Source organism: Leifsonia sp. Leaf336 (assembly GCF_001423695.1).
Taxonomy (GTDB): domain Bacteria; phylum Actinomycetota; class Actinomycetes; order Actinomycetales; family Microbacteriaceae; genus Leifsonia.
Genome location: NZ_LMOZ01000002.1, coordinates 1,137,250 through 1,161,412, shown reverse-complemented (window position 1 = coordinate 1,161,412; position 24,163 = coordinate 1,137,250). Strand labels below are relative to the sequence as shown.

The window sequence follows — 24,163 nt, the reverse complement described above, 5'->3', positions numbered from 1 at the left end:
GCCATACTGGGGATATGTCGCTCCCCATCGAGGATTACGCCCTGATCAGTGATTGCTTCACGGGGGCCCTCGTCGGACGGGACGGCAGCATCGACTGGCTGTGCCTGCCGCGGTACGACTCGCAGTCGACGTTCGGTGCGATCCTGGGCACGGAGGACCACGGCCGCTGGCTGCTGGCCCCCACCGATCCCGCCGCGAGCAGCACCCGCGCGTACGAGCGCGACACGATGATCCTGGTCACGCGGTGGCGCACCTCCACGGGCGAAGTGGAGGTCATCGACGCGATGCCGATGGGCGACCACAGGGCCGACGTGGTGCGCCGGGTGCGCGGTGTGAGTGGTCATGTCGAGCTCCGCGAAGACCTGCGCATCCGGTTCGGCTATGCGACCGCCATCCCGTGGGTGCGCAGGATGTCGGACCAGAAGCCGTCTGCGCTCGTGGCCGTGGCCGGCCCCGACGGCCTGGTGTTCCGCGGCTCGTCCCTTCGCGCGAGCGATCATGCGCACGAGGGGAGGTTCACCGTGCACGCGGGGCAGACGGTCGACCTCTCGATGACGTGGTTCCCCTCCCATCGTGCGGCTCCCGAAGCGCTCGACGTGGAGAAGGCCCTCCAGCGCACGCGCGAATGGTGGACAGGGTGGGCGGCCGGCTGCGCCCACGACGGGCCCTACCGTGACGAGGTCGTGCGCTCGCTCCTGATCCTGCGCGCCCTGACGCACCTGGAGACCGGCGGCATCGTGGCCGCGGCCACGACCTCCCTGCCCGAGAACTTCGGCGGTGAGCGCAACTGGGACTACCGGTACGTCTGGCTGCGCGACGCGTCGCTGACCATCGGAGTGCTGCTCGCCCACGGCTACGACGAGTACGTCGACCACTGGCGCGACTGGCTGCTGCGCGCGGTCGCCGGCGATCCCGGCGACGTGCAGATCATGTACGGCCTGGGCGGCGAGCGCAACCTGGACGAACGCGAGCTCGACAGCCTGCCGGGCTACCAGGGGGCGCATCCTGTGCGGGTCGGCAACGACGCCTCGAGGCAGTTCCAGGCGGACGTCATCGGCGAGGTCATGCTCGGCCTCGACCGCGGCCGGGCCGCGGGCGTGACGGAGACCCGGTTCTCGTGGGCACTGCAGCGCGCGCTGATGGGGTTCCTGGAGGACAACTGGCGCAACGCCGACCACGGCATCTGGGAGATCCGCGGAGAGCCGCGCATGTTCACTCACTCGCGCGGGCTGGTCTGGGCGGCCTTCGACTGCGCGATCCGCGGGGTGGAGGACTACGGGCTCGACGGGCCGGTGCAGCGCTGGCGGCAGCTGCGCGACCAGATCCGCGCCGATGTGGAGGCCAACGGGTACGACGAGCACCGCGGCACGTACGTGCAGTACTTCGGCGGCACAGAGGTCGACGCCTCCCTCCTCCTGCTGGCCCAGGTGGGCTACTGCGACTACGACGATCCGCGCATGCTCGGCACGGTGAAGGCGATCGAGGAGGACCTCCTGCGCGACGGGCTCGCCCTGCGTTACCGCACGGAGAAAGGCGTCGACGGCCTCCCCGCCGGCGAGCACCCCTTCTTGGCCTGCTCGTTCTGGCTGGTCGAGCAGTACGCGCGCTCGAATCGGCTCGACGACGCGCGGCGACTGATGGATCGCCTCGTCTCGCTCGCGAACGACGTGGGCATGCTCTCGGAGGAATACGACGTGGAGGGGCGGTCGCAGGCCGGCAACACCCCGCAGGCGCTGACGCACCTCGCATTGGTGCGTGCCGCCGACGCCATCGCGGAGGCGACAGCGCAGTGACCCCCGCGCTGGCGCAGCCCGCCACCGACGAGGAGGTCGACCTCGGCGAACGGCTCGAGCTCGGCTCCCCCTGGGTGACGATCGTGTGGAACGACCCCGTGAACCTGATGTCGTACGTGACCTACGTCTTCCAGAGCTACTTCGGCTTCTCCAAGGCGGAGGCGCAGCGACTGATGCTGCTCGTGCACAATGAGGGCCGTGCGGTCGTCGCGACCGGCACGCGCGAGGAGATGGAGCGGCACGTGGAGGCCATGCACGAGTACGGGCTGTGGGCGACGCTGCAGAAGGCGGACGCGTGAGGCCGTTCCGCGCCGACCGGCACGGCGGCGGGGTCCACGCGCGCTTCGAGGCCGCCGAGGTCGACGTGCTGCGCCGGTTCGCCGCCGACGCAGCCGACCGCGCGGAGCGGGCGGCCGACGGGGCCGGGTCGAGCGCGGCCGACGCCGACCCGGCGCTCGCACGGCTGCTGCCCGACGCGTACCCCGACGATCCGGAGGCGTCTGCCGAGTTCCGGAGGTTCACCGCCGAGCGGATCGCCGAGCGCAAGGCCGGTAACGCCCGCGCGGTACTCGACGCGCTGGGCACAACCCGGGGCGAGTCGGTGGAGGTGCGGCTCGACGACGCGCAGGCGCAGGCCTGGCTGCGCACCCTCACCGACATCCGGCTGGCCCTGGCCTCCGGCCTGGGCATCGAGCACGACGGCGACGAGGGCGACGTCCACGACCTCGAGTCGGCGACCCGGCGGGCGGTCTACGACTGGCTCGCCGCGGTGCAGGAGTTCCTCGTGCTCGCCGTCAGCCGCGCCTCCCGTCGCTGACGCGGACTCTGGCTGTCGAAGGACGCCCTCCGGTCGCTCAGACCGGGAAGCGGACCGCCGCCGCGACCGCGCCTCCGCCTGGCACGTCCTCCGCACGCAGCGCGTAGACCTTCGCCTTGGAGGCCAGCGAGCGGCGGATGATCTCGTCGACCACACCGTAGTTGCCGGGAGCGTCGTCGTCGCCGTACGCGATCTTCCCCGTCTCGTCGTCGAGCGACCCCGGCACGCGACGGTCGATGTCGAACACGAGCGTCTCGACGGCACCGTACGTCGCCGCACGGGCGATGTCGCTGAGATCCACGAGCGCCGTCCCTCCGGCGATACGCGTCGAGAAGTCCTCTTTGAGCGCGGCGACCTTGCCCGCGTACAACCGGTCGAGCACGCCGCGCGCTGCGGCCGCCAGCTCGTCCTCGGTCTTCTCCTCCGGGTTGCCCGCGATCACATCGTTCAGCAGGCGCGGATAATCCGTCGCTCCGCGGAAGATCCCCGCCAGCGGCTCGGCGGCGGCCAGGATCAACGGCTCCGTGGAGGTCGCCAGCAGCGGGTGCAGCGCCCGCTCGATCGCCTGCACGTACTCCAGCATCCGCACCTTCTGGCCTTCGGAGCCCTGAACGCGGCCGGACGCCGTGCGCCCGCTGACCGACGGCAGACCGACCGCCGACGCGACGTCCTTCGGCATGCCCTCGACCTCCACCAGCGCGGGCGGCGCTTCCGGGTCGATGCGGATCAACCGCACGGAGTTCTGCGCGAGCGCGAGGATGAGAGCGGACTGCGGGAAGGTCACCGCGCGCAGGAGCGGCTTGATGTAGAACCGGTCGGCCACCTCGCATGCTGAGGTCAGCCGGTTCGGCAGCCGGAAGGTCTCGGCGACCTCCCCGTCGAGGAACACTGCCAGCGAACGCGACTGGTACCGCCAGAAGTCGCGGTCCTCGAGGATGACTTCGCCCTCGGCCTGGATGCGGCCGATGGTCGCCCGGCCGATGCCCATCGCCTCCAGCGATTTCACGGCCAGACCCAGGTGGTTCTTGAGCTCGATCCGTGCCCGGTCGGCTTCCGGCGGCGTCGTGCCGGTCGGCAGGTAGATGCTGACGCAGCCCGGCTCGCGCAGCGACGCGATCCTCTCGATGTCGGCCTTGGTCGGAATGTCCTTGTACTCCACGTTTCCTCCTCGGTCGTCCCCGGCCGGACGTCGGCGGCCGGTCCGCCCAGTCTCGTCGTGGCCCCAGAGCGGCACAAGCCCCCGGCGGGCGTCCTCCGAACCTTCGGGTTGACAGAGCCGCGAACCGCGCCTACCGTCCTTTAAACCGGTTTAGACGACACCCGTTCGGGGGTCACTCACGAAGGAACACCGCAATGAAGCGCAACCGACTCCTCGCCGCGGCGACGGGCGCACTGCTCGCCTCCGCCGCCTTCGTGCCCGCCGTCGGCGCCGCCCTCCCGGCGAGCGCCGCGCCGGCTCCCGCAGCCCCGACCTCCGCGACTCCGGCCGCCCCCACGCTGACGAACCTCGCCCACCTGGACTTCCTGCTCGACGACGTCCCCCTGCTCGGCGGAGTCGTTGGCCATTCGACGTACAACCAGAGCGGTGAACCGACCGCTCGCGCGCCGTGGGTCTACGCCAACCGCAACGCCGACGGCAGCTTCACGCGCGTCGGCGGAGGCCCGATCACGGATGCCGCGAAGGGCTGGTATGCGCAGGGGTCGTTCGATGCCGACGACATCTCGCGCGCCGCCGTCGTGTACCTGCGCGACTGGAAGCAGAACGGCACGGCCTCCAGCCGTGCCTCCGCCTACGAGCTGCTGCGCGAGCTCGCCTACCTCCAGGTCGACTCGGGCCCCAACGCCGGCAACGTCGTGCTGTGGCAGCAGCACGACGGCACGCTCAACCCGTCAGCGATCCCGGCCGAGCAGCCCGACCCCAGCGACTCGGCCGAGTCGTTCTGGCTGGCGCGCACGGTGTGGGCGCTCGGCGAGGGGTACGCGGGCTTCCGCGACGCCGACCCGGCGTTCGCCTCCTTCTTGCAGCAGCGGATGTCGCTCGCGCTGCGGTCGCTCGAGCGGCAGTCGCTCGCGAAGTACGGCACGACGGACCAGGCGAACGGCGTCACCGTGCCCGGCTGGCTCATCGTGAACAGCGCCAGCCCGACGGCGGAGGCCGTGCTCGGACTCAGCGCCTACTCGGCGGCCGCTCCCCGTGACGCGCAGGCGCGCACCGATCTGCAGCGCTATGCGCAGGGCATCGCCGGGCTCTCCTCCGGAGGCGTCGGCCAGTGGCCGTTCGGGGCGCTGCTCCCCGAGGCGAACTCCCCCACCTTCTGGCACGCGTGGGGAGCCATGCAGCCCGCCGCGCTGACCGCCGCGGCGACGCAGCTCCACGACGCTGGCCTCCAGAAGGCCGCCAGCACCGACCTCGCCCAGTTCACCGCGCAACTGCTCGCCACCGGAGGCCCGGACAACGGCTGGACGCCGACCCCCGCCGACCAGACGCAGATCGCGTACGGCGTCGATTCCCGGGTGGAGGGCCTGGTCGCGGCGAGCGACGCCACGCACGCCGCCGGCCTCGCGACGCTCGCAGGCGCCCAGGCCGCCTGGTACTTCGGCGCGAACCCCGCCGGGACGGCGGTCTACGACCCGGCCACCGGCGTCTGCGTCGACGGCATCAACAGCGATCGCAGCGTCAACCGCAACTGCGGCGCCGAATCGACCATCCACACCGAGCTGAGCATGCTCGCACTGGACGCCCACCCGGCGATCAAACGGCTCGCGCTGTCGCTGACGCACACCTCGGCCACCGACGGCCTGCAGGTCGTGGAGGCCGAGAAGGGAGCGCTCACCGGCTCCGCGAGCGTCGTCACCCCGCCCTCCGCGTGGACGGGCTCGGCCAACTGGTCGGGCGGCGCCTACGTCGCCGCCGCCAACGGCGCGACCGTGACGATGACGCTGCCCGCCGGTCATCCGGACGTGCGCATCCTGCCGATCGCCGACCTCGGCCCGGACGGGACGGCGACCAGCGGCTCGGGCACCACCTCCTGGACCGCGCGTGCCGGCCACCGGACCGTGCCGCTCGGCAGCACGCAGAACGTCCGCCCGGGAGCCCAGGGCATCGCGCCCACCACGGTGTTCCTCCTGCCGCAGACGCTGCCGGCGACCGCCCCCGCCACGGCGACGACCGTCACCGCGACCGTGCACGGCACCGCCCGGCTCGACGCCGTGCTCGTGCAGCCGGTGGTCTCCCACCTCGGCCTGACGGGCACCGGGCGCCTCGACGTCTACGTCAACGGCACGTCCGCCACGGTGCCGCAGCACCTGAACGCGACCGGGCCTGTCGTCGCCACCCGCTACGACGGCGCGGGCCGACAGGTCGGCGCCCCGATCCCGCTGAACGGCAACGGCACGGTCACCGTCGTGCCCGGCGGCTTCACGACGGTAATGGGCCGATGAGAGGGATGGGCCGATGAGAGGGATAGGCCGATGACGCCGGTGGATGTCACGATCAACGACGTCGCCCGGGCGGCGGGCGTCAGCAAGGGCCTCGTCTCGCTCGCGCTGAACGGCAAGCCCGGCGTGGCCCTGGAGACCCGCGACCGCATCCTCGCCGCTGCCGACAAGCTCGGCTTCACGCCGAATCCGAGCGCGCGCGGCCTCACCACCCGCCGTGCCTACGCCCTCGGCCTGGTGCTGCGCCGCGCCGCCCGCACCATCGAGGTCGACCCGTTCTTCGCGGCCTTCATCGCCGGCGTCGAGACGGTGCTCTCGGAACGCGGCCAGGTGCTCGTGCTGACCGTCGTCCCCGACCACGAGGCGGAGGCCCGCGCCTACGCGCGGCTCGCCGTCGACAAGCGCGTCGACGGGTTCCTGCTGACCGACCTCCTCGCCGACGACCATCGGATCGGGCTGGTGCAGAGCTTCGGGTCGGCGGCCGTGTCGCTCGGTGAGCCGGTCGGCGGCAGCCCGTTCCCGGTGATCTCGCGCGACTACGACTCCGGCATCGACGCGCTCGTCACGCACCTGCTCGACCTCGGCCACCGCCGCATCGCGCACGTATCCGGAGACGAGCGGATGCTCCACGGCCTGCTTCGACGAGAGCGCTTCGAGCGCGCCGTGCGCGCCGCAGGACTCGACCCGATCATCGTCCCCACCGACTTCTCGCCCGAACAGGGCGCAGAGGCGACGAAGTCGCTTCTCGACTCCGCCGAACCGCCCACCGCCATCGTCTACGGCAACGACCCGATGGCGATCGCGGGCATGGGGGTCGCGCACGAGCGCGGCCTCCGCCTCCCCCACGACCTGTCCATCACCGGGCTCGACGGCTCCCAGATCGGGACGTACGTCTACCCGACCCTCACGACCCTGGACAACGACCCGGCCGGCTGGGGCATCGCCGCCGCCACCGCACTGCTGCGGCTGGTGGAGGACGGCGAGCCTGCCGATGTCGCCCTGCCCCCTGCCCGATTGGTGGTCCGCGCCTCCACGGCCCGGCCGCCGCGTCACTGAAATCACGAAAGAAGAGCGAACCATCATGCGCAAACGCATCACAGGCTTCCGCAGACTCGCGGTCGCCGTCATCAGCGCCGGCGTCGTCGCCGGGACCCTGGCCGCGTGCGGCTCGAGCAACGGAGGCGGTCAGACCGACGCCATGAAGGCGCACGGCCCGATCACCATCTGGTACTCCAACAACCAGCAGGAGGTGCAGTGGGGCAAGGCCATGGTGGCGTCCTGGAACTCCGCGCACCCGAAGGAGCAGATCAAGGCGCAGGAGGTGCCCGCCGGCAAGTCGACCGAGGAGGTCATCGGCGCGGCCATCACCGCAGGCACGACTCCCTGCCTCGTCTTCAACAACCTCCCGGCCGCGACCGGTCAGTGGCAGAAGCAGGGCGGTCTGGTCGACCTGTCGAAGTTCTCTGACGGCGCCTCCTACATCGAGGCCCGCAGCGGCAAGACGGCCGACCAGTACAAGTCGGCCGACGGCGACTATTACCAGATGCCGTGGAAGCAGAACCCGGTGATGATCTTCTACAACAAGGCGATCTTCCAGAAGGCGGGCATCGACCCGAACAACCCCGACCTGTCGACCTACGACAAGTTCCTCGCGGCCGCGCAGAAGATCAAGTCGTCCGGGGCGGCACCGTACGCGATCTACCCGACCCCGACCAGCGAGTTCTTCCAGCCGAACTTCGACTACCTCCCGTTGTTGGCCGCGCAGACCGGCGGCAAGACGTTCATCGAGAACGGCAAGTCGATCATCACCAGCCAGGACTCGCTCGACGTTGCGAACTTCTGGAAGACGATCTACGCCGACGGCCTCGCCGGCAAGGACCAGTACCAGGGCGACGCCTTCGCCGACGGCAAGTCTGCGATGGCCATCGTCGGACCGTGGGCGATCGCGGTCTACGACAAGGTGCAGTGGGGCTCGGTGCCGGTGCCGACCAAGGACGGCAAGTCCGCGGACCAGACCTACACCTTCCCCGATGCGAAGAACATCGGCATGTACACCTCGTGCAAGAACCAGGGCACGGCATGGGACGTCATCAAGTTCGCCACCTCCAAGGACCAGGACGGCAAGCTGCTGAACGTCACAGGCCAGATGCCGATCCGCTCCAACGTGGCGAGCGTGTACTCGAGCTACTTCGACTCGCACCCCACCTACAAGGAGTTCGGCGCCCAGAGCGAGCGCACGGCGGACGACCCGACCGGCGTCAACACCATCGCCCAGCTGCAGGCCCTGCGTGACGCCTACTCCAAGGCCGTGATCAACGGCACGGGCTTGGTGGAGGACGCCTTCAAGTCGGCCTCCCAGAAGATCGACCAGCTCCAGGCGCAGAAGTAGCCATGAGCACCCTCTCCGCTCCCCCGGCGGCGGGCACCGCGCCCGCCGCCGGGCCGGCCCCGCGCCGGCGGCCGCCGCTCCTGCGGCGCATCCTCGGGCGCAACCCGCTCGGCTGGCTGTTCGCCGCGCCGTACCTGGTCTTCGTCCTGGTGATCTTCGCCTACCCGCTCGTGTACGCGGTCTACATCTCCTTCTTCGACTACTTCTTCGCAGCCCCCGGCGCGCAGGTCAGCCAACCTTTCGTGGGCCTCCAGAACTACGTGCAGGTCTTCACCGACCCGGCCGTTCTGCAGTCGTTCCTCAACGTCGGGATCTTCCTGATCATCAACGTGCCGCTCACCGTGGTGCTGTCGCTCGTGCTGGCGAGCGCGCTCAACAGCATCACCCGGTTCCGCACCTTCCTGCGGGTGAGCTACTACGTGCCCTACGTCACGGCGAGCGTCGCGATCATCGGCGTCTGGCTGTTCATGTTCAACAGCACCGGGCTGGTCAACCAGATACTCGGACCGCTCGCACCGAACCCGTCGTGGTTCGTCAACCCGGCGCTGGCCATGCCGACCATCGCCGTCTACGTGACCTGGAAGCAGCTCGGGCTCTACATCCTGCTCTATCTGGCCGCGCTGCAGAACGTGCCGCGCGAACTCTACGAGTCGGCGGCGACCGACGGCGCCGGACGCGTGCGGCAGTTCTTCTCCGTGACGGTTCCCGGTGTGCGGCCGGCCACCGTGCTGGTTCTGCTGCTCGCCACCATCACCGGCGCCAACCTGTTCACCGAGCCCTACCTCCTCACCGGAGGCGGCGGCCCGGACGGCCACTCGACCTCGCCGGTCCTGCTCATCTACCAGCAGGGCATCCAGCAGGGTCACCCGGGCTACGCCTCCGCCATCGGTGTCGTGCTCGTGATCCTGGTGCTGATCATCGGCTGGCTGCAGAACCGATTCGCGGGAGGACGCGACTGATGACGACACTCAAGACCACGGGGGCGGCCCACGCGCCGGAGAGCCCTCGGGCTCCGCGGAAGCGCCGACGCGACCTGGGGGCGGCCACCCGCCTCAGCCGCCCGCAGGCGATCCTCCAGGGCATCGTGCTGACGCTCGGCGCCATCGCCTTCCTGTTCCCCTTTTACTACATGCTGGTGGGCTCGCTGCAGACGGCGCCCGACACCACCGTCGCGGGGGCGTTCCCGAACCCGGCGAACCTGACGCTGCACAACTACGCCGCGATCGACTCCCGCATCAACCTGTGGACCGGGCTCGTCAACTCCGGGATCTTCACCGGAGGGGTGCTGCTGTGCACGGTCCTGTTCGGCGTGCTCGCCGGGTATGCGCTCTCGATCCTGCAGTGGCGCGGGCGCGGCGTGACGTTCGCCCTCGCACTGCTGGTTCAGACCATCCCGTTCCAGCTGCTGATGATTCCGCTCTACGTGCTCATCGCCCGCAACTACGGCCTGGCCGACAGCTACCTCGGGATGATCCTGCCGTTCGCCATCAACTCGGCGGCCGTGCTGATCTTCCGGCAGTACTTCCTGCAGTTGCCGCGCGAGCTGTTCGACGCGGCGCGCGTGGACGGGGCCGGTGAGTTCACGCTGCTGTGGCGAGTCGCCCTCCCTCTGGTGCGTCCCGCCCTGGTCACCGTGCTGCTGCTGACCTTCATCGGACCGTGGAACGAGTTCCTCTGGCCGTTCCTGATCACGAAGGAGGCGAGCCTGCAGCCGTTGGCCGTCTCGCTGGCGAACTACATCAGCACCGTCGCGGCCTCCACCGCGAACCCGTACGGGGCCATCCTCGCCGGAGCCGTGGTGCTCGCCGCACCGGTCGTGGTGCTGTTCATCGTCTTCCAGCGCTACTTCACCTCCACCGACATCGGCTCGTCCGTCAAGGGCTGAGCCGCCGCACCACCGACACACCGCAAGGAGAACTGTGGACGCCGCCCTCATCGACGCCCTCCGCCTCAGCTACGAGGAGGCGCTGGGTCACACCAACGCGCTCACCGACCACATCTCGACCGACCACTTCTCGGCCCACTACGACGACCCTCCCGGGTGGGCGATCGGACCGTTCGTGCGCGACCCCGCGCTGACGTTCCGGCTGGAGGGGCAGTGGGACGACCCGACCGGGGTCGGCTGGACGAGCAGCGCGATCTTCAACCCGACGCTCATCGCCCGGGGCGACGACCTGCACCTCTTCTACCGCGCCTCACCGCGGATGGAGTCGACGGCGAGCCGCATCGGGCACGCCGTGCGCCGCGACGGCGTATGGCATGACGATCCGGCCAACCCGGTCGTCTACCCGACGCTCGAGAACGAGACGCTCGGCTGCGAGGACCCGAAGGTGTACGAGGTCGACGGACGGTACGTGCTCTTCTACAACGCGATCCGGTACGGCAACGACGACGAAGGCGACGTGGCCGTCGACATCATGGGCGCCGTCTCCGACGACCTGGAGTCGTGGCAGAAGATCGGCCTGGTCGTCCCGCTCGACGTCTCGCTGGGCTGGGCGAAGGGCGCCGTCATCCCCCGCGACGAGCGCGGCCGCGCGGTGCGGATCGGCGGCGAGTACCTGATGTACCTCTCCGAAGGCTGCGGCGGAAGGCCGATGGTCGGTCGCTCGCACGACCTCGTGTCGTGGACGTTCGCCGAGCAGCCCTACCTCGACCTGTCCTCGCTGCCCGGAACGCTGTTCGAGGTGGCCTGCGCCGTCGTGCGCGGCGACGACCTGGTGCTCGACTTCTTCTACGCCGACGAGCAGGGCGACTTCGCCGCCGCCCAGGCGCTCTACTCCGTCGCGGCCCCATTCACGCAGCTCGGCCTCCACCGCGGCGGCTCGCTCGCCTGGGGCGGCCTGCAGAAACTCGACGGCCGCTGGTCGTTCGCTCAAGGCTGGGACGCACCCCGCGGCGAGCGCGAACTCTATCTCTACAAGGAGGTCACCGCGTGACTGAACCGTTTCCCGCTGCACCGTTTCCGTACACCTTGACGCGTGCCGGCGTGGTGATGACGCCGGACGCCGGTGAGCCGTTCGAGGCCGAGGGCGTGCTGAACCCCGCGTCCGGGCATGACGCCGAGGGCGAGCTGTATCTTCTCCCCCGGCTGGTCGCCTCCGGCAACGTCTCCCGCGTCGGGCTCGCACGTGTCGTCGTCGACGGCGGCGTGCCCGTCGGCGTCGAGCGCGAGGGTGTCGTGCTGGCGCCCGATCGCGACTTCGAGCGCGGCCGGCGCAACTCGGGGGTGGAGGATCCGCGCACCACGTTCGTGCCGGCGCTCGGCCTCCATCTGATGACCTACGTCGCTTACGGGCCTCTCGGCCCGCGGACCGCGGTCGCGGTCTCGCGCGATCTGCGGGAGTGGCAGCGGCTCGGGCCGGTGAGCTTCGAGTACGACGACGCGCTCGGTGTCGACCTGGCGCTCTTCCACAACAAGGACACCGTGTTCTTCCCCGAGCCGGTGACCGGCCCGGACGGCGTGGAGAGCCTCGCGGTGCTCCACCGCCCGGTGTGGGATCTCGGTGAGGTGCGCGCGGGCGAGGGAGCGCATCCCCCCGCGGTGCTCGACGAGAAGCGGCCGAGCATCTGGATCGCGTTCGTACCGCTGGAGGCTGTGCGCGGCGATCTCGGCGAGCTCACCCGCTGGCGGCACAACCGGTTCCTGGCCGGTCCGGAGTTCCCGTTCGAGGAGCTGAAGATCGGGGCGGGCCCCGCGCCGATCCGGGTGCCGGAGGGCTGGTTGCTCCTCCACCACGGGGTCACCGGGTATCTCGAGCCGGGTGTCGATCAGCAGAAGAACGTCAACTACGCGGCCGGGGCGATGATCCTCGACGCCGACGAGCCGTGGCGCGTCGTGCAGCGCACCGCCGAGCCGCTGCTGAGCGCGGAGACCGAGGAGGAGCGCAGCGGCATTGTGCCCAATGTGGTCTTCCCGACCGCGATCGAGCGGATCGACGAAGCACTGTGGGTCTTCTACGGCATGGCCGACTCGAAGATCGGGGTCGCGCGGCTGGAGCGGAACCGCGAATCCGGGACATGATGTCGAGATGACGCCCTCCCGTTCGTGTAGACGGTGAGAGGAAGGAAATCCCACCATGTCCCAGTACCTGCTCAGCGTCTACCAGCCCGACGGGCCTATCCCGGAGCCGGAGGCCCTCGCCGCGATCGGCGAGGACCTCGACCGGCTCAACGACGAGATGCGCGCCGCGGGCGCCTGGGTCTTCTCGAACGGGCTGCTGCCGCCCGCGTCGGCGACCGTGCTGCGGCCGGACGGCGACGAGGTGCTCGTCACCGACGGGCCGTTCGCAGAAGGAAAGGAGCACCTCGGCGGCTTCACGATCGTCGACGTCCCGGATCTGGACGCCGCCCTGGCGTGGGGCACGCGTCTGGCGGTCGCGACGACGCTTCCGATCGAGGTGCGCCCGTTCGCATGACCCTGCCCACCGATGGCGCCGAGGCGGTGGCGGCCGTGTTCCGTGCGGAGTATGGCCGCGCCGTCTCGGTGCTCTACCGGTACCTCGGCGATCTCGATCGCGCGGAGGACGCCGTGCAGGACGCGTTCGCCGTCGCCGTGGCGCGCTGGCCAGTCGACGGCGTGCCCGCCGCGCCCTCCGGCTGGATCATCACGACGGCCCGCCGGCGCGCGATCGACCGGCTGCGGCGGGAGGCCGTCGGGCATTCGAAGGAGGCCGAGGCGACCGAGCTGCTGGTGTTGGCGGCCTCCGTCGAGGCGGCACCCGGCGCGGTGGAGGATGAACGCCTGCGGCTGATCTTCACCTGCTGCCACCCTGCCCTCGGCCCGGAGGCGCGCATTGCACTGACGCTCCGGCTGCTCGGAGGGCTGAGCACGGCGGAGATCGCCCGGGCCTTCCTGGTGCCGGAGTCGACGTTGGCGCAGCGCATCTCGCGAGCCAAGGCGAAGATCCGCCAGGCGCGCATCCCGTACCGGGTGCCGTCCTCCGATGACCTCCCCGTGCGGCTGGCCTCCGTGCTCGCGGTCGTCTACCTGATCTTCAACGAGGGCTATACGGCGAGCGCCGGCGATCGGCTGGTGCGCGAGGAGCTGTGCGCGGAGGCGATCCGGCTGTCGCGTCTCGTCGTCGGGCTGCTGCCGGAGGAGCCGGAGGCGGCGGGGCTGCTGGCGCTACTGCTCCTGATCGATGCGCGCCGCCCGGCGCGGCTAGACGCGTCGGGGGCGATGATGGCCCTCCCCGATCAGGATCGGTCGGCCTGGGATACCGCGCTCATCTCCGAGGGGCACGCCATCGTGCGCGGCTGCCTCCTGCTCGGGCGGCCGGGGCCGTACCAGCTGCAGGCGGCGATCCAGGCCGTGCACGACGACGCTGCGCTGGCGACGGACACCGACTGGCGGCAGATCGTCACGCTGTACGACCAGCTCCTGCGGGTGCAGCCGTCGCCGGTGATCGCGCTCAACCGTGCGGTCGCGGTGGCGGAGGCGGAGGGCCCGTCTGCGGGGTTGGCGGCCGTCGAGCCGCTGCGGGGCTCGCTCGCGGAGTTCTATCTGTTGCACGGGGTCCGGGCCGGCCTGCTGGTGCGGGCGGGACGCGAGGTGGAGGCCGGCGAGGAGTACGACGCCGCGCTGCGGCTGTGCGGCAACGAGAGCGAGCGGGAGTTCCTGGCGCAGCGGCGGGGGTTGCTGCCGGAGGGGTGAGGGGCACTCCGGCATATGTCCTCTGTCTGCCCTTCCACTGACCTCCCGTCAGGTGGAGAGTGGCCCCATGGACATCGCATTCCTCGGGCTCGGCCGGATGGGCCGCGAGCTCGTACCGCATCTCATCGACGCCGGGCACCGGGTCACCGTCTGGAACCGGTCGCCGGAGGCCGCCGAGACCATCGGACGGCGCGGCGCCCGGGTCGCCGGGTCGGCGGCAGAGGCGGTCGCCGAGGTCGATATCGTCGTGAGCGTGCTGTTCGGGCCGGACGCCGTGCGCGAGACGATCACGGAGGCCCGGCTGCCGTGGCGGCCGGGCACGCTGTGGATCGACGTCACCACCGTCTCCCCCGCCGACGCGACCGAGTTCGCCGAGCGTGCTGCCGATGCCGGGATCCGGTACGTGGCCTCTCCGGTCGTAGGATCGCTCGCTCCCGCCCGCGCGGGCGCGCTCGCGGTCCTGGTGGGCGGCGAGCACGATGCCGTGCGCGACGCGAAACGCATCGTGACGTTGTGGGCGGACCAGGAGAAGCTGCGCACCTTCGACTCGCCCGCGGAAGCGACGGCAGCGAAGCTGGTCGCGAACCTGGCGCTCGCGGTGTCGATGGAGACGCTGTCGGAGGCCCTGCGCCTCGGCCGCGCCGCCGGGCTCAGCGACGACGACGTGCTCTCGACGCTGTCGCTGACCGCCATCGCGCCTCTCGCCGCGCAAAAGGGTGCGCTCGTCACGGCCGGCGACTACGACGACGCCCAGTTCACCGCCGACGCGCTCGCTAAGGACACGCGGCTGATGCTCGCCACCGCCGACGTGCCCCTCCCCGCCGTCGCACTGGTCTCGGCGGAGTTGCAGCGCGCCATCGACGCCGGCCAGGGCGACAAGGACTTCTCCGTCATCGCCCGCGACCGCTGACCTTCGTGACGAATCGCGACATTCGTGGCAAGAATGTCGAGATTCGTCACGAATGTCGCGCCTCACCCGACCGGCGCCACCACCTCGCCGGTCGCGGCGGAGCGACGCGCGGCGTCGACGACGCGCAGCGTGCGGAGGCCGACCCGCCCGTCGGGCGTCGCCGGGCGACCACCGCGCACCGCGTCGACGAACTCGTCGAGCATCGCGCCGTCGAGGTCGGCGCCGAGCGGCACCCACACCGGGCCGTCCGTCGTCTGGCCGCCGAGGTGTGGAGCGAACGGCGCGATCGTCACCGAGCCGCGCGTTCCCGTCACCTGCAGGGTCAGACCGCCCCAGGTGGGTGCGCTCTGCGGCACGCTCCAGGAGCAGTCGATGGTCGCCACCACCCCACTCGGGTACACGGCGGTCACGAGGCCGCCGGTCTCCACGGCCGACTCCGGGTACAGGATCCGGTTCGCGACCGCGTGCACGGAGTCGGGCTGCTCGCCGAGGAGCTCGTCGAGGAGGTCGGCGCAGTGCACGACGTGGTCGACCAGTGCGCCGCCTCCCGAGAGGGCGGGATCGGTGAACCAGGCGCGCTCGGCGGGCAGCTTGCCGTTGTTGGTGCCCTTGACCGCCAGCAGCGTGCCGAGCTGGCCGGCGCGCACCCGGTGCAGGAGGTCGGCGAACGCCGGCGCGAACCGCACCGGGTACGCCGTCATCAGGGTGACGCCCGCGCGCTCGACGGCGGCGAGCATCGCTTCGGCGTCGTCGACGGTCGTGGCGAGCGGCTTCTCGCAGAGGATGTGCGCGCCGGCGGCGGCAGCGGCCTCCACCAGTGCGCGGTGCCTCGCGTTCTCGGCCGTGACGATCACGGCGTCCGGACCCCACGCGAGCGCCTCCTCGTATGTCTCCAGGTACCGCACGCCGAGCGACTCGGCGAGAGCGGCGCCGCGGGGCGCGTCATCCGGAGCGGAAGCGCCCTCCGGGTCGGCGACAACCAGGTCGATGTCGGGCCGCCCGGCGAGCGCGCGGCAGTAGCCGATCGCATGCGTGTGGGCGAAGGACAGCACGGCCACCTTGAGCGGTCGCGCGACGGACGTGTTCAACGAAGACTCCTCGGGAATGGTGCCGGTCATGCGCCGACCCCGGCAGGAACGGCGGCGGACGACGTCTCGGAGGCCGACGACAGGTCGGAGGCCGACAGGTCGATGTCGACCGGCCGGCCGGTGTGCAGCGACTGCATCGCGGCCTCGGCGACGACGACGGCGCGGAGGCCGTCCACGGGCGTGACCCGTGCGTCGCGCTCGTCGGCGATCGCGGCGACGTAGTCGCGCAGTTGCGCGGTGTACGGGCTCTCGGTGAGAGTCGGCGGCGGTAGGTAGCCATCGCCGGCGTGCGCGGAAGGGATCTCGACCCGGCTCGCGGTCGGCGCCGAGTCGAGGGAGAGGATGCCGGCGGATCCCGCGATGTCCGCCGACGTGCGGAACGGCAGCCCGCGTGCGCCCCAGGTGCCCTGCACGTGGCTGAGCGCGCCGTTCGCGTGCGTCAGCACGACGTGCGCCACGACGGCGTCCGGTGCGTCGGCGTCCCCGGCGGAGGCGCTCTGCGTCGCGTACACGCGGACGACGTCGCCCGCCATCCAGAGCGCCTGATCGAGATCGTGGATCATCTGGTCGCGCACGATCCCGCCTCCGCGGCCGACATCGTGGAACCAGGTGTCGGTGCGCGGTGCCTCTCCCCCGCGCACGAAGCGCAGCACGGCGGGCTCGCCGATCCGCCCGGCCTCCACCTGGTCGCGCAGCGCGGCGTAGTCGGGGAAGTACCGCACGACATGCGCGGGGAACAGCCGGACACCGGCCTCGCGAGCGGCGTCGATCACCTCCCGCGCATCATCGACGGTGCCCGCGAGCGGCTTCTCGCAGACGACGTGTTTGCCCGCCCGGATCGCCGCCAGCGCGAGCGGCGAATGGCTCGTGGTCGGGGTGACGATGTCGACGATGTCCGCCGCCGCGAGGAGGCCGTCCAGGGAGGACGCGACCGCGAAGCCGTACTCGGCCGCGAGCGCGTCGGCGCCCTCGTGCGAGTACACGGTGACCGCCGCGCCCAGGGCGCGCCAGCCGTCCGCGTGGACGCGGGAGATACCGCCGGCCCCGATGAGGCCGACTCGAAGGGAGGTCACGGAAAGTGCCTTTCTGAGGTCGTGGTGCTGCCCGGTCACTTGAGGCCGGAGAAGGCGATGCCGTCGATGACGCGCCGCTGCATGAGGAGGAACAGGATGAGCACCGGCGCCATGGCGAGCAGGCTCGCTGCCAGCAGCAGCGGGAAGTCCGGGATGGACCGCTGACTGGTGAGCGTGGCGATGCCCGGCGCGAGCGGCATCTGGGTGGAGTCGGTGGCGACGATGAGCGGCCAGAGCAGGTCGTTCCAGGAGGCCAGGACCGTGATGATCGCGAGCGCCGAGAGGCCGGGCTTCGCCAGCGGCAGCATGACCTTCCAGAACACCTGGAAGTGATTCGCGCCGTCGAGGCGTGCGGCCTCCGCCAGTTCGTCCGGCAACCCCAGGAAGAACTGCCGCATCATGAAGGTGCCGAAAGCGCTGAAGATGCCGGGCGCCGCGATTCCCGCGATGGTGTTGAGCCAGCCGAGGCCCTGCACGATCTGGTACTGCGGCAGCAGGTACACCTGCGGGGGCACCATCAGGATCGCGAGCACGAGGGCGAAGATCGTCCGGCGGAACGGGAACTCCATCCGCGCGAACGCGTAGCCGGCCATCGAGCACAGCAGCAGCTGTCCGACCGTGCGGATCACCGTCACGGCCACGGACACCCAGAGCTGATTGAGGAACGGCAACTGGTCGAAGACGTGCGCGAAGTTCTCGAAGTGGAGGGTGCCGGGCCAGACCGTCGGAGGCACCGATGTCACCTGCGCGTTCGTCGCGAGCGACATCAGGATCTGCCAGACGAACGGAAAGATCATCAGGAGGGATGCGACGATCAGCACCACGTGCGTCAGCCCGTTGCGGCTGCGCGCGCGTCCTGCGACCGCACGGCCGGCGACCGGCCGGGAGGCGACCGAGCTAGACATAGTTGACCCACCTCTTCTGCATGCGGAACTGGAGCATCGTGAACGCGCCCACCAGGATCAGGATGGCGACGCCGACCGCTGCGGCGTAGCCGTTGTCACCGGTCTGCTGGTGCGCGAAGAACAGGTACACCAGCGACTGCGTCTGGTTGATCGCCGGGTTCTGCGTGCCCATCAGCGCGTAGAGCAGGTCGAACAGCTGGAACCCGGTGATCACGGTGATCACCGACACGAAGAAGATCGACGGGGTCAGCAGCGGCACGGTAATCGAGAAGAACTGACGGGTGCGCGTCGCGCCGTCGATCGACGACGCCTCGTACATCTCCGGCGGGATGCTGCGCATACCTGCCGACAGCACGATGAGGTTGAACCCGAGCGAGATCCACACGCCGACGACGCCGACCGCGAACAGAGCGAACCATTCGGTGCTCAGCCAGTTCGGCCCCTTGATGCCGATGAGCGACAGCGTGTAGTTGATCACGCCGAAGTCGCCGTTGAAGATGATCCGCCAGACCATCGAGATGGCGGCCGGCATCGCGACGTACGGCAGGAAGAACGCCGTTCGGTACGCGGCGGCGAACTTGAGCCCCGGCCGGTTGATCAGCGCGGCGAACAGCACCGCGAGCGGGATGCCGAGCAGCAGGATCCCGACGTAGATCAGGGTGTTGAGGATCGACCTCCAGAAGTCGGGGTCGGCCAGCATCTGCTGATAGTTCGAGATCCCCGACCAGGTGGCGCCTCCGAAGGCGCCCCAGGTGGTGAAGCTGAAGTAGGCGTTGCGGAAGATCGGCCAGATGTAGAACACCACCACGCCGAACAGCAACGGGCCCACGAACAGCAGTGCCCACCAGCCGTCCTTGCGGAGCCGGCCATGCGTGCGGGGGCGCGGAGCGCGCTCGCCCCGGGAGGCGGGCGCCGTCAGCACGGCGCCCGCTCCCTTCGTGATCGTCTGAGTGGACATGGTCACTCTTTGGCGAGGTCGGCGTTCATCTGCTTCGCGAGCTCCTTGGCGACCTCCTCGACCGGCTTCTTGCCGCTGAAGGCGTCGGGCAGGAGGTCGTTCTCGGCCTTGTTCCACGCCGCCGTGTTCTTGGAGATCGGGTACGGGAACGCGTAGTCTGCCGCGGCCTTCTCGAAGATGTTCAGGTCCCAGGGGGCGGTGTCGACGAACGCCTGCTGCGTGCCGTTGTAGGCGGGGTTGGCCGCGCCCATCTTGGCCTGGGTCTCCGCGGCCTCCTTGCCGCCGAGGTAGTCCTGGAAGGCGATCGCGGCCGGCTTGTTCTTGGAGTCCTTGGCGACCACATTGGCGAGACCGTGGATGACCGTCGCCTGGCGCTCACCCGTGGGCAGCGGAGCCAGCGCGATGGTGCTCTTGATCGGGGAGGCCAGCAGCTCGGAGTTGAGCCAGGTGCCCGACCAGATCATGGCCGACTTGGAGTTGATGAACCACTGGTCCTGCGGGGTGTCCGACAGCTGGGACAGCGTCGGGGACGAGCCGTCGGCGATCAGGTCGCGCACGAACTGGAGGCCCTTGATCGACTTGGGGTCGTCGTAGCCCGACTTCTTGCCGTCGCTCGAGATGATCGAGCCGCCGGCCTGCAGGATCGTGTTGTAGTACATCTCTTGGCCGCCCGACAGGCCACTGGCGGAGCCGTACACGCCCTCGCCCTTCAGCTTGTCCGAGATCTCCTTGGCCTTCTGGTGGAACTCGTCCCACGTCCAGTTCGCGGTCGGATAGGCGACGCCCGCCTTGTCGAAGATGGCCTTGTTGTAGAAGACGCCGATCGTGTCGAAGTCCTTGGGCACGCCGTACTGCTTGCCGCCGAAGCTGTAGAGGTCGTCGAGCGCCTTGGGGTAGTTCGACGGCTTGACACCGGAGCCGATCGGCTCGAGCAGCCCGTTGGACGCGTAGAGCTGGAAGTTCGGCCCGTTCATCCAGAAGACGTCCGGCAGGGTCTTGGAGGATCCCTGGGTCTGCAGCTTGGTGAAGTAGTTCGCGTACGGGGTGATCTGCGTCGTCACCTTGATGTTCGGATACTCCTTGTTGAAGTCCTTGATCAGGGCGTCCATCGCCGGCTTCTGGTTCACGTCCCAGAACGCGTAGGAGATGCTGGCGGACAGATTATGATCGGCAGGGGCATCGGAACCGCTGCCAGTGTTGGACGAGCAGCCGGCGAGTACGACCGCGGTGGCGACTGCGGCCGCGGCCGCGAGCAGGGCTTTTCGCATTGGTTCTCCTTCGATGAGGGGTTAGTCGGTGCCTTACCGGGTCGGCGACTCCACTCGCCGGCCCGGGTCTTCGTTGGGTGCGTCGCCGCTACAACCGGGCGGCGACCTCCGCGTCCACGGCGGGCACGACGCGGGGCCGGGATCCGTCGCGGAGCGATTCGGTGGCCGCGACTGCGGTGGCCACCGCGTTGCGGGCGGCGACTGCGGACGTCGTCGTCGCAGTGCCCTCCCGCACGAAGCGCACGAACTCGGCAACGGTGAGCCGATCCGCGTCTCCGTGCCCGCCCTCGTCGCCGAGCACGGTGTACTCGGCGTCTCCTGCGGGGTTGTACGTGGTCCGGCGGTTCCAGACGCGCACGATCGCGCCGTCCGAGTCGCCGAAGTTCTCCAGACGCCCCTCCGTGCCGATCACGGTGTAGTTGCGCCAGTAGTCCGGGGTGTAGTGGCACTGCTGGTACGACGCGAAGACGCCGTTGTCCAGGTGCATGGTCACCATCGAGATGTCCTCGACGTCGATCACCGGGTTCAGTTCGCGCTGGCTCAGTGGAGGCCAGGCGTCGTACGAGAACCATTCGGGCATCGAGCGGTCGGAGTTGTCCCTCCGGTCGTCGATCGCCCCGTAGAGCGAGAGACCGCCCATGCCCGTGACGAGCTCGGAGTAGCCTCCGGCGAGCCAGTGGATGATGTCGATGTCGTGGGCGCCCTTCTGCAGGAGCAGCCCGTTCGACTTGGCGCGCTCCGCGTGCCAGTCCTTGAAGTAGTAGTCGCCGCCGTTGCCGACGAAGTGCCGGCACCAGATCGCCTTGACCTCGCCGATCTCGCCGCGCTGGATGATGTCGCGCATGGTCTGCACGACGCCCATGTGGCGCATGTTGTGGCCGACGTAGAGCCGCGTGCCCGACTCGGCCGCCGCGGCCAGGATGGCGTCGGCGTCCGCGACCTCGATGGCGAGCGGCTTCTCGAGGTAGACCGCGATGCCCGCCTTCAGGAGGTCGATCGCCACCTCCGCGTGGGTGTGGTCGGGCGACGTGACGAAGGCGGCGTCGATGTCGGAGGCGCTCGCGATCAGCTCCCGGTGCCCGGCGAACAGCTGACCCGCGCCGAACTCCGCGGCGGCACGCTCCCGAGCGGTCGCGCTCGGGTCGGCGACCGCGACGATCACCCCATCGCCCGACTCCAGGGCGTGGGCCGCGATCTCCGAACGCGCGCCCGCGCCGATCACGGCGAGTCGCAACGGCCGGCGCGGAGGCTCCGCGATCTCCGCAGCCTGGCGCGACGCCTGCTGCACTGTCAGCTCGCTCATCCGGTGACTTCCTCCACGATCTCCTGTGCCGCCCTGGCGCGTGCGCCGGCGACGTCGATGTCGGGCTCCGGGACATCCGAAGCCAGGTACAGCCGTTCCATCGCCTGACCGGAGGCCAGCGCGAGCGCGCCGAGCACGACGGACTCGGCGCCGAGCTCCGACTGGATGATCGACGGCCGCACAGGCACGCCGATCTCGGCCATGACCGCGGCGCGCAGCGGGCGGAGCAGCTCCTCGCCGGCGCGGGACATACCTCCGCCGACGACGACCACATCCGGGTCGACGGCCATGGTGACCGTTGCGATTCCCGTGGCCACGCCGCCCACGAACTCTTCGATCTCGTCCCGCGCGGCCGCGTCTCCGGAGGCGGCGGCACGGAACACGTCCTCAGCGGTCTCGCCGGTCTCCCAGCGCAGCTGGCCCGAATCGTCGACGTGCATCGAGAAGACGCTCCCGCCGATCTCGCCCGCGGCGCCGTGACGTCCACGCCGCAGCTTGCCCCCGATGATGAGGCCCATCGAGATGCGGTGGCCCGCGAAGAAATAGGCGACGTCGTCGACGAGCCGGGCTGCGCCCATGCGGTGCTCCGCCAGCGCGGCCAGCCGCATGTCGTTCTCGATGGAGACGGGGCAGCCGAACTCCTCCTCCAGCCGGCCCGCGATGTCCACGCCCTCCCAGTCGGGGAAGTTGTGCGACACGGTCAGCCGGCCGTCGCGACCGACCATCCCCGACACGGCGACGGCCATGCCGGAGAGCGCCCCGAGGCGGCCGATGTCGACGCCGGCCCGCGCGAAGCAGGTGTACACGGCGTCCTTGACGTTGTCGAGCCGGTCGGCGCCGACGAAGCGCCGCTCGAGGTCGCGCTGGTACCACGCCACGATGCGCCCGGTCAGGTCGGCGACGACGACGCGCATCCGGTGGATACCGACGTCCACGCCCACCAGGAGGCCGGCATCGGCCACGAACTCGAAGATGCGCGCCGGCCGACCGGCTCCGCGGCCACCCGCCGTGTGCTCCTCGATCATGTCGACCAGGCCGCGCTCGCGCAGCGACGGGAGGGCCGCCTCCACCGTCGGACGCGAGAGGCCCGTGCGTTCGGCGAGCTGGGCGATGGTCGCGCGGCCTCCGTCGCGGAGGGCGACCGCGACACGGGCGCCGCTCACGTTCGCCTGGCGCGCATCGTGCACGCCGTTCTCCACCGGAAGCATCGCAGGACCTCTCCGTCCGTTTACAAAGAAAGTAGCTTTTGTAATTGCTCCGGCTAGTAGAGCACGACGCGGGATTACAGGTCAAGAAGATCTTTGTTACAAACAAATCACGTTGCGTATTGGCGTGCCCCGGGCATCGGTCGGGCAGCGCTCGCGCGTCGCTCTTGTCCGTCGCGCGCGCCGCCCAATACGCTCGCCCTGACGCTCGACGAGCGGGCAGGAGGCCACCATGCGTTTCATCCAGTCGCCGGAGCGTCGCGCGGCGACCCGGCCGGCGGAGACCTCCAGCGCCCCGCCGCTGCTCAAGCGGAGCCCACTGCTGTTCGGTTTCGTGGTCACGCTCGGCGCGCTGGGGGCGATCGCCACCGGCTACATGCTGTACGGCCTCCGGTCGATCATCTTCTCGGTCTTCCTCGCCGCATTCGCGACCGTCGGCCTCGACCCGCTGATCCGCTGGTTCCAGCGCCATGGGATGAAGCGGGCCTGGGCCATCGTCACCGTGATCCTGCTCATCGTCGGGGTGCTCGTCGCGATCGTCTGGGTGGTCGTGCCGCTCATCGTCACGCAGATCACCAACATCGCGACCGCCATCCCCGCTGAAGTCGAGAAGCTCCGGGCCGAGGGCTGGTTCGACGCCACGAACGACGCCAGCAACGGGGTGCTCGGGCAGGCCCTCACCTGGATCTCCGACCAGGTGAAGAACCCGCAGACCTGGGCGAACGTCGGCAACGGCCTGCTCGGCTTCGGGCTCTCGGTACTGAACGCCTTCACCACCGGTTTCTTCATCGCGATCCTGACGATCTACTTCATCGCCTCCTACGACTCCACCAAGCAGTCGCTCTACCACCTGGTGCGCCGCTCGCACCGCGACCGCTTCGAGGGCTACACGGAGCGCATCCTCCAGAACTTCGGCAAGTACCTCAGCGGCATGGTGATCCTCGCATTCTTCAACGCGACCTACAGCCTCATCCTGCTGGTGGTCACCGGGGTGCCCGGCGCGTTCCTGATCGCGCTCGCGGCGTTCTTCATCACGCTCATCCCGCTGATCGGCACGGTGCTGACGACCGCCGTGATGACAGTGCTCGCGCTCATCCACTCCCCCGTCAGCGGCGTCGTGGTGCTGGTCTTCATGCTGATCTACATGCAGGTGGAGGCATACATCCTGACGCCGAAGGTGATGGGCAAGGCGGTGCAGGTCCCTGGCTCGGTCGTGCTCATCTCGGCGCTCGCCGGCTCGACGCTCTTCGGCCTCCCCGGCGCGCTGGTCGCCATCCCGATCTCCGCCGGCATCATCCTCATCATCAAGGAGGTCGTGATGCCGCGGAAGGATCGGTCGTAGCCGCAGCATCGCTCGGCATAG

The 24,163-nt window shown here is 69.9% G+C and carries 22 protein-coding genes; 14 read left to right on the top strand and 8 right to left on the bottom strand.

Features of this window, described 5'->3' with window-relative positions:
* Positions 1-14: 14 nt before the first annotated feature.
* From ASF88_RS14390 to ASF88_RS14380, 3 genes are read left to right on the top strand one after another with little or no spacing between them, the layout of a single operon-like run.
* A complete protein-coding gene (locus ASF88_RS14390) occupies positions 15-1,793 on the top strand; it encodes a glycoside hydrolase family 15 protein (protein ID WP_055919741.1) in 1,779 nt (592 codons plus the stop codon).
* Positions 1,790-2,092 carry an ATP-dependent Clp protease adapter ClpS gene (gene clpS / locus ASF88_RS14385; protein WP_055919738.1) on the top strand — a complete coding sequence of 101 codons (303 nt, stop codon included), beginning with the start codon at positions 1,790-1,792 and terminating at the stop codon, positions 2,090-2,092. Before ASF88_RS14390 ends, clpS begins: the two co-directional genes overlap by 4 nt.
* The gene (locus ASF88_RS14380) at positions 2,089-2,610 is read left to right on the top strand and encodes a DUF2017 family protein (RefSeq protein WP_055920530.1); all 522 of its coding nucleotides are present in this window, start codon (positions 2,089-2,091) and stop codon (positions 2,608-2,610) included. Before clpS ends, ASF88_RS14380 begins: the two co-directional genes overlap by 4 nt.
* Before the next feature lie 37 nt (positions 2,611-2,647).
* On the opposite strand, the gene ASF88_RS14375 is transcribed toward ASF88_RS14380, so the two are convergent.
* The gene (locus ASF88_RS14375; RefSeq protein ID WP_055919735.1) at positions 2,648-3,769 is read right to left on the bottom strand and encodes a baeRF8 domain-containing protein; all 1,122 of its coding nucleotides are present in this window, start codon (positions 3,767-3,769) and stop codon (positions 2,648-2,650) included.
* A gap of 194 nt (positions 3,770-3,963) precedes the next feature.
* Here ASF88_RS14375 and ASF88_RS14370 point away from each other — a divergent pair, with 194 nt between their 5' ends.
* The 10 genes from ASF88_RS14370 to ASF88_RS14325 all read left to right on the top strand — a co-directional run bounded on the left by ASF88_RS14370 (position 3,964) and on the right by ASF88_RS14325 (position 15,000).
* On the top strand, positions 3,964-6,051 hold the full coding sequence (locus ASF88_RS14370; RefSeq protein ID WP_055919732.1) for a hypothetical protein: 2,088 nt from the start codon (positions 3,964-3,966) through the stop codon (positions 6,049-6,051).
* 30 nt (positions 6,052-6,081) lie between these two features.
* Positions 6,082-7,104: a LacI family DNA-binding transcriptional regulator gene (locus tag ASF88_RS14365; RefSeq protein ID WP_055919729.1), complete on the top strand. Its 1,023-nt coding sequence runs from the start codon at positions 6,082-6,084 to the stop codon at positions 7,102-7,104.
* Between the two features lie 25 nt (positions 7,105-7,129).
* Positions 7,130-8,437 carry an ABC transporter substrate-binding protein gene (locus ASF88_RS14360; protein WP_055919726.1) on the top strand — a complete coding sequence of 436 codons (1,308 nt, stop codon included), beginning with the start codon at positions 7,130-7,132 and terminating at the stop codon, positions 8,435-8,437.
* Between the two features lie 2 nt (positions 8,438-8,439).
* On the top strand, positions 8,440-9,396 hold the full coding sequence (locus tag ASF88_RS14355) for a carbohydrate ABC transporter permease (protein WP_055919723.1): 957 nt from the start codon (positions 8,440-8,442) through the stop codon (positions 9,394-9,396).
* The gene (locus ASF88_RS14350) at positions 9,396-10,322 is read left to right on the top strand and encodes a carbohydrate ABC transporter permease (RefSeq protein ID WP_055919721.1); all 927 of its coding nucleotides are present in this window, start codon (positions 9,396-9,398) and stop codon (positions 10,320-10,322) included. Before ASF88_RS14355 ends, ASF88_RS14350 begins: the two co-directional genes overlap by 1 nt.
* A gap of 34 nt (positions 10,323-10,356) precedes the next feature.
* Complete coding sequence (locus ASF88_RS14345) at positions 10,357-11,373, top strand: hypothetical protein (protein ID WP_055919718.1); 1,017 nt, start codon at positions 10,357-10,359, stop codon at positions 11,371-11,373.
* A gap of 56 nt (positions 11,374-11,429) precedes the next feature.
* A complete protein-coding gene (locus ASF88_RS14340; protein ID WP_055920527.1) occupies positions 11,430-12,458 on the top strand; it encodes a glycoside hydrolase family 130 protein in 1,029 nt (342 codons plus the stop codon).
* A 55-nt stretch (positions 12,459-12,513) separates the two neighbouring features.
* The gene (locus tag ASF88_RS14335) at positions 12,514-12,852 is read left to right on the top strand and encodes a YciI family protein (RefSeq protein ID WP_055919715.1); all 339 of its coding nucleotides are present in this window, start codon (positions 12,514-12,516) and stop codon (positions 12,850-12,852) included.
* The gene (locus ASF88_RS14330) at positions 12,849-14,090 is read left to right on the top strand and encodes an RNA polymerase sigma factor (RefSeq protein ID WP_055919712.1); all 1,242 of its coding nucleotides are present in this window, start codon (positions 12,849-12,851) and stop codon (positions 14,088-14,090) included. Before ASF88_RS14335 ends, ASF88_RS14330 begins: the two co-directional genes overlap by 4 nt.
* A gap of 67 nt (positions 14,091-14,157) precedes the next feature.
* The gene (locus ASF88_RS14325; protein ID WP_055919709.1) at positions 14,158-15,000 is read left to right on the top strand and encodes an NAD(P)-dependent oxidoreductase; all 843 of its coding nucleotides are present in this window, start codon (positions 14,158-14,160) and stop codon (positions 14,998-15,000) included.
* A 62-nt stretch (positions 15,001-15,062) separates the two neighbouring features.
* Here ASF88_RS14325 and ASF88_RS14320 read toward each other — a convergent pair whose 3' ends face one another.
* From ASF88_RS14320 to ASF88_RS14290, 7 genes are all read right to left on the bottom strand, one after another.
* Positions 15,063-16,088 (bottom strand): Gfo/Idh/MocA family protein, encoded by a 1,026-nt coding sequence (locus tag ASF88_RS14320; protein ID WP_235493457.1) that lies wholly within the window; start codon positions 16,086-16,088, stop codon positions 15,063-15,065.
* Between the two features lie 26 nt (positions 16,089-16,114).
* Positions 16,115-17,200 carry a Gfo/Idh/MocA family protein gene (locus ASF88_RS14315; protein ID WP_082518974.1) on the bottom strand — a complete coding sequence of 362 codons (1,086 nt, stop codon included), beginning with the start codon at positions 17,198-17,200 and terminating at the stop codon, positions 16,115-16,117.
* Positions 17,197-18,066 carry a carbohydrate ABC transporter permease gene (locus ASF88_RS14310; protein WP_055919702.1) on the bottom strand — a complete coding sequence of 290 codons (870 nt, stop codon included), beginning with the start codon at positions 18,064-18,066 and terminating at the stop codon, positions 17,197-17,199. The genes ASF88_RS14315 and ASF88_RS14310 overlap by 4 nt, the downstream gene beginning before the upstream one ends.
* Positions 18,059-19,024, bottom strand: a complete 966-nt coding sequence (locus ASF88_RS14305; RefSeq protein WP_082518973.1) for a carbohydrate ABC transporter permease — start codon at positions 19,022-19,024, stop codon at positions 18,059-18,061. The genes ASF88_RS14310 and ASF88_RS14305 overlap by 8 nt, the downstream gene beginning before the upstream one ends.
* Before the next feature lie 2 nt (positions 19,025-19,026).
* Positions 19,027-20,292 carry an ABC transporter substrate-binding protein gene (locus tag ASF88_RS14300; RefSeq protein ID WP_055919698.1) on the bottom strand — a complete coding sequence of 422 codons (1,266 nt, stop codon included), beginning with the start codon at positions 20,290-20,292 and terminating at the stop codon, positions 19,027-19,029.
* An 88-nt stretch (positions 20,293-20,380) separates the two neighbouring features.
* Positions 20,381-21,595 carry a Gfo/Idh/MocA family protein gene (locus ASF88_RS14295; protein WP_082518972.1) on the bottom strand — a complete coding sequence of 405 codons (1,215 nt, stop codon included), beginning with the start codon at positions 21,593-21,595 and terminating at the stop codon, positions 20,381-20,383.
* Positions 21,592-22,803, bottom strand: coding sequence for an ROK family transcriptional regulator (locus ASF88_RS14290; protein ID WP_055919695.1), 1,212 nt, complete (start codon positions 22,801-22,803; stop codon positions 21,592-21,594). Before ASF88_RS14290 ends, ASF88_RS14295 begins: the two co-directional genes overlap by 4 nt.
* Positions 22,804-23,032: 229 nt before the next feature.
* Here ASF88_RS14290 and ASF88_RS14285 point away from each other — a divergent pair, with 229 nt between their 5' ends.
* Positions 23,033-24,142 carry an AI-2E family transporter gene (locus ASF88_RS14285; protein ID WP_055919692.1) on the top strand — a complete coding sequence of 370 codons (1,110 nt, stop codon included), beginning with the start codon at positions 23,033-23,035 and terminating at the stop codon, positions 24,140-24,142.
* Positions 24,143-24,163 lie beyond the last annotated feature (21 nt).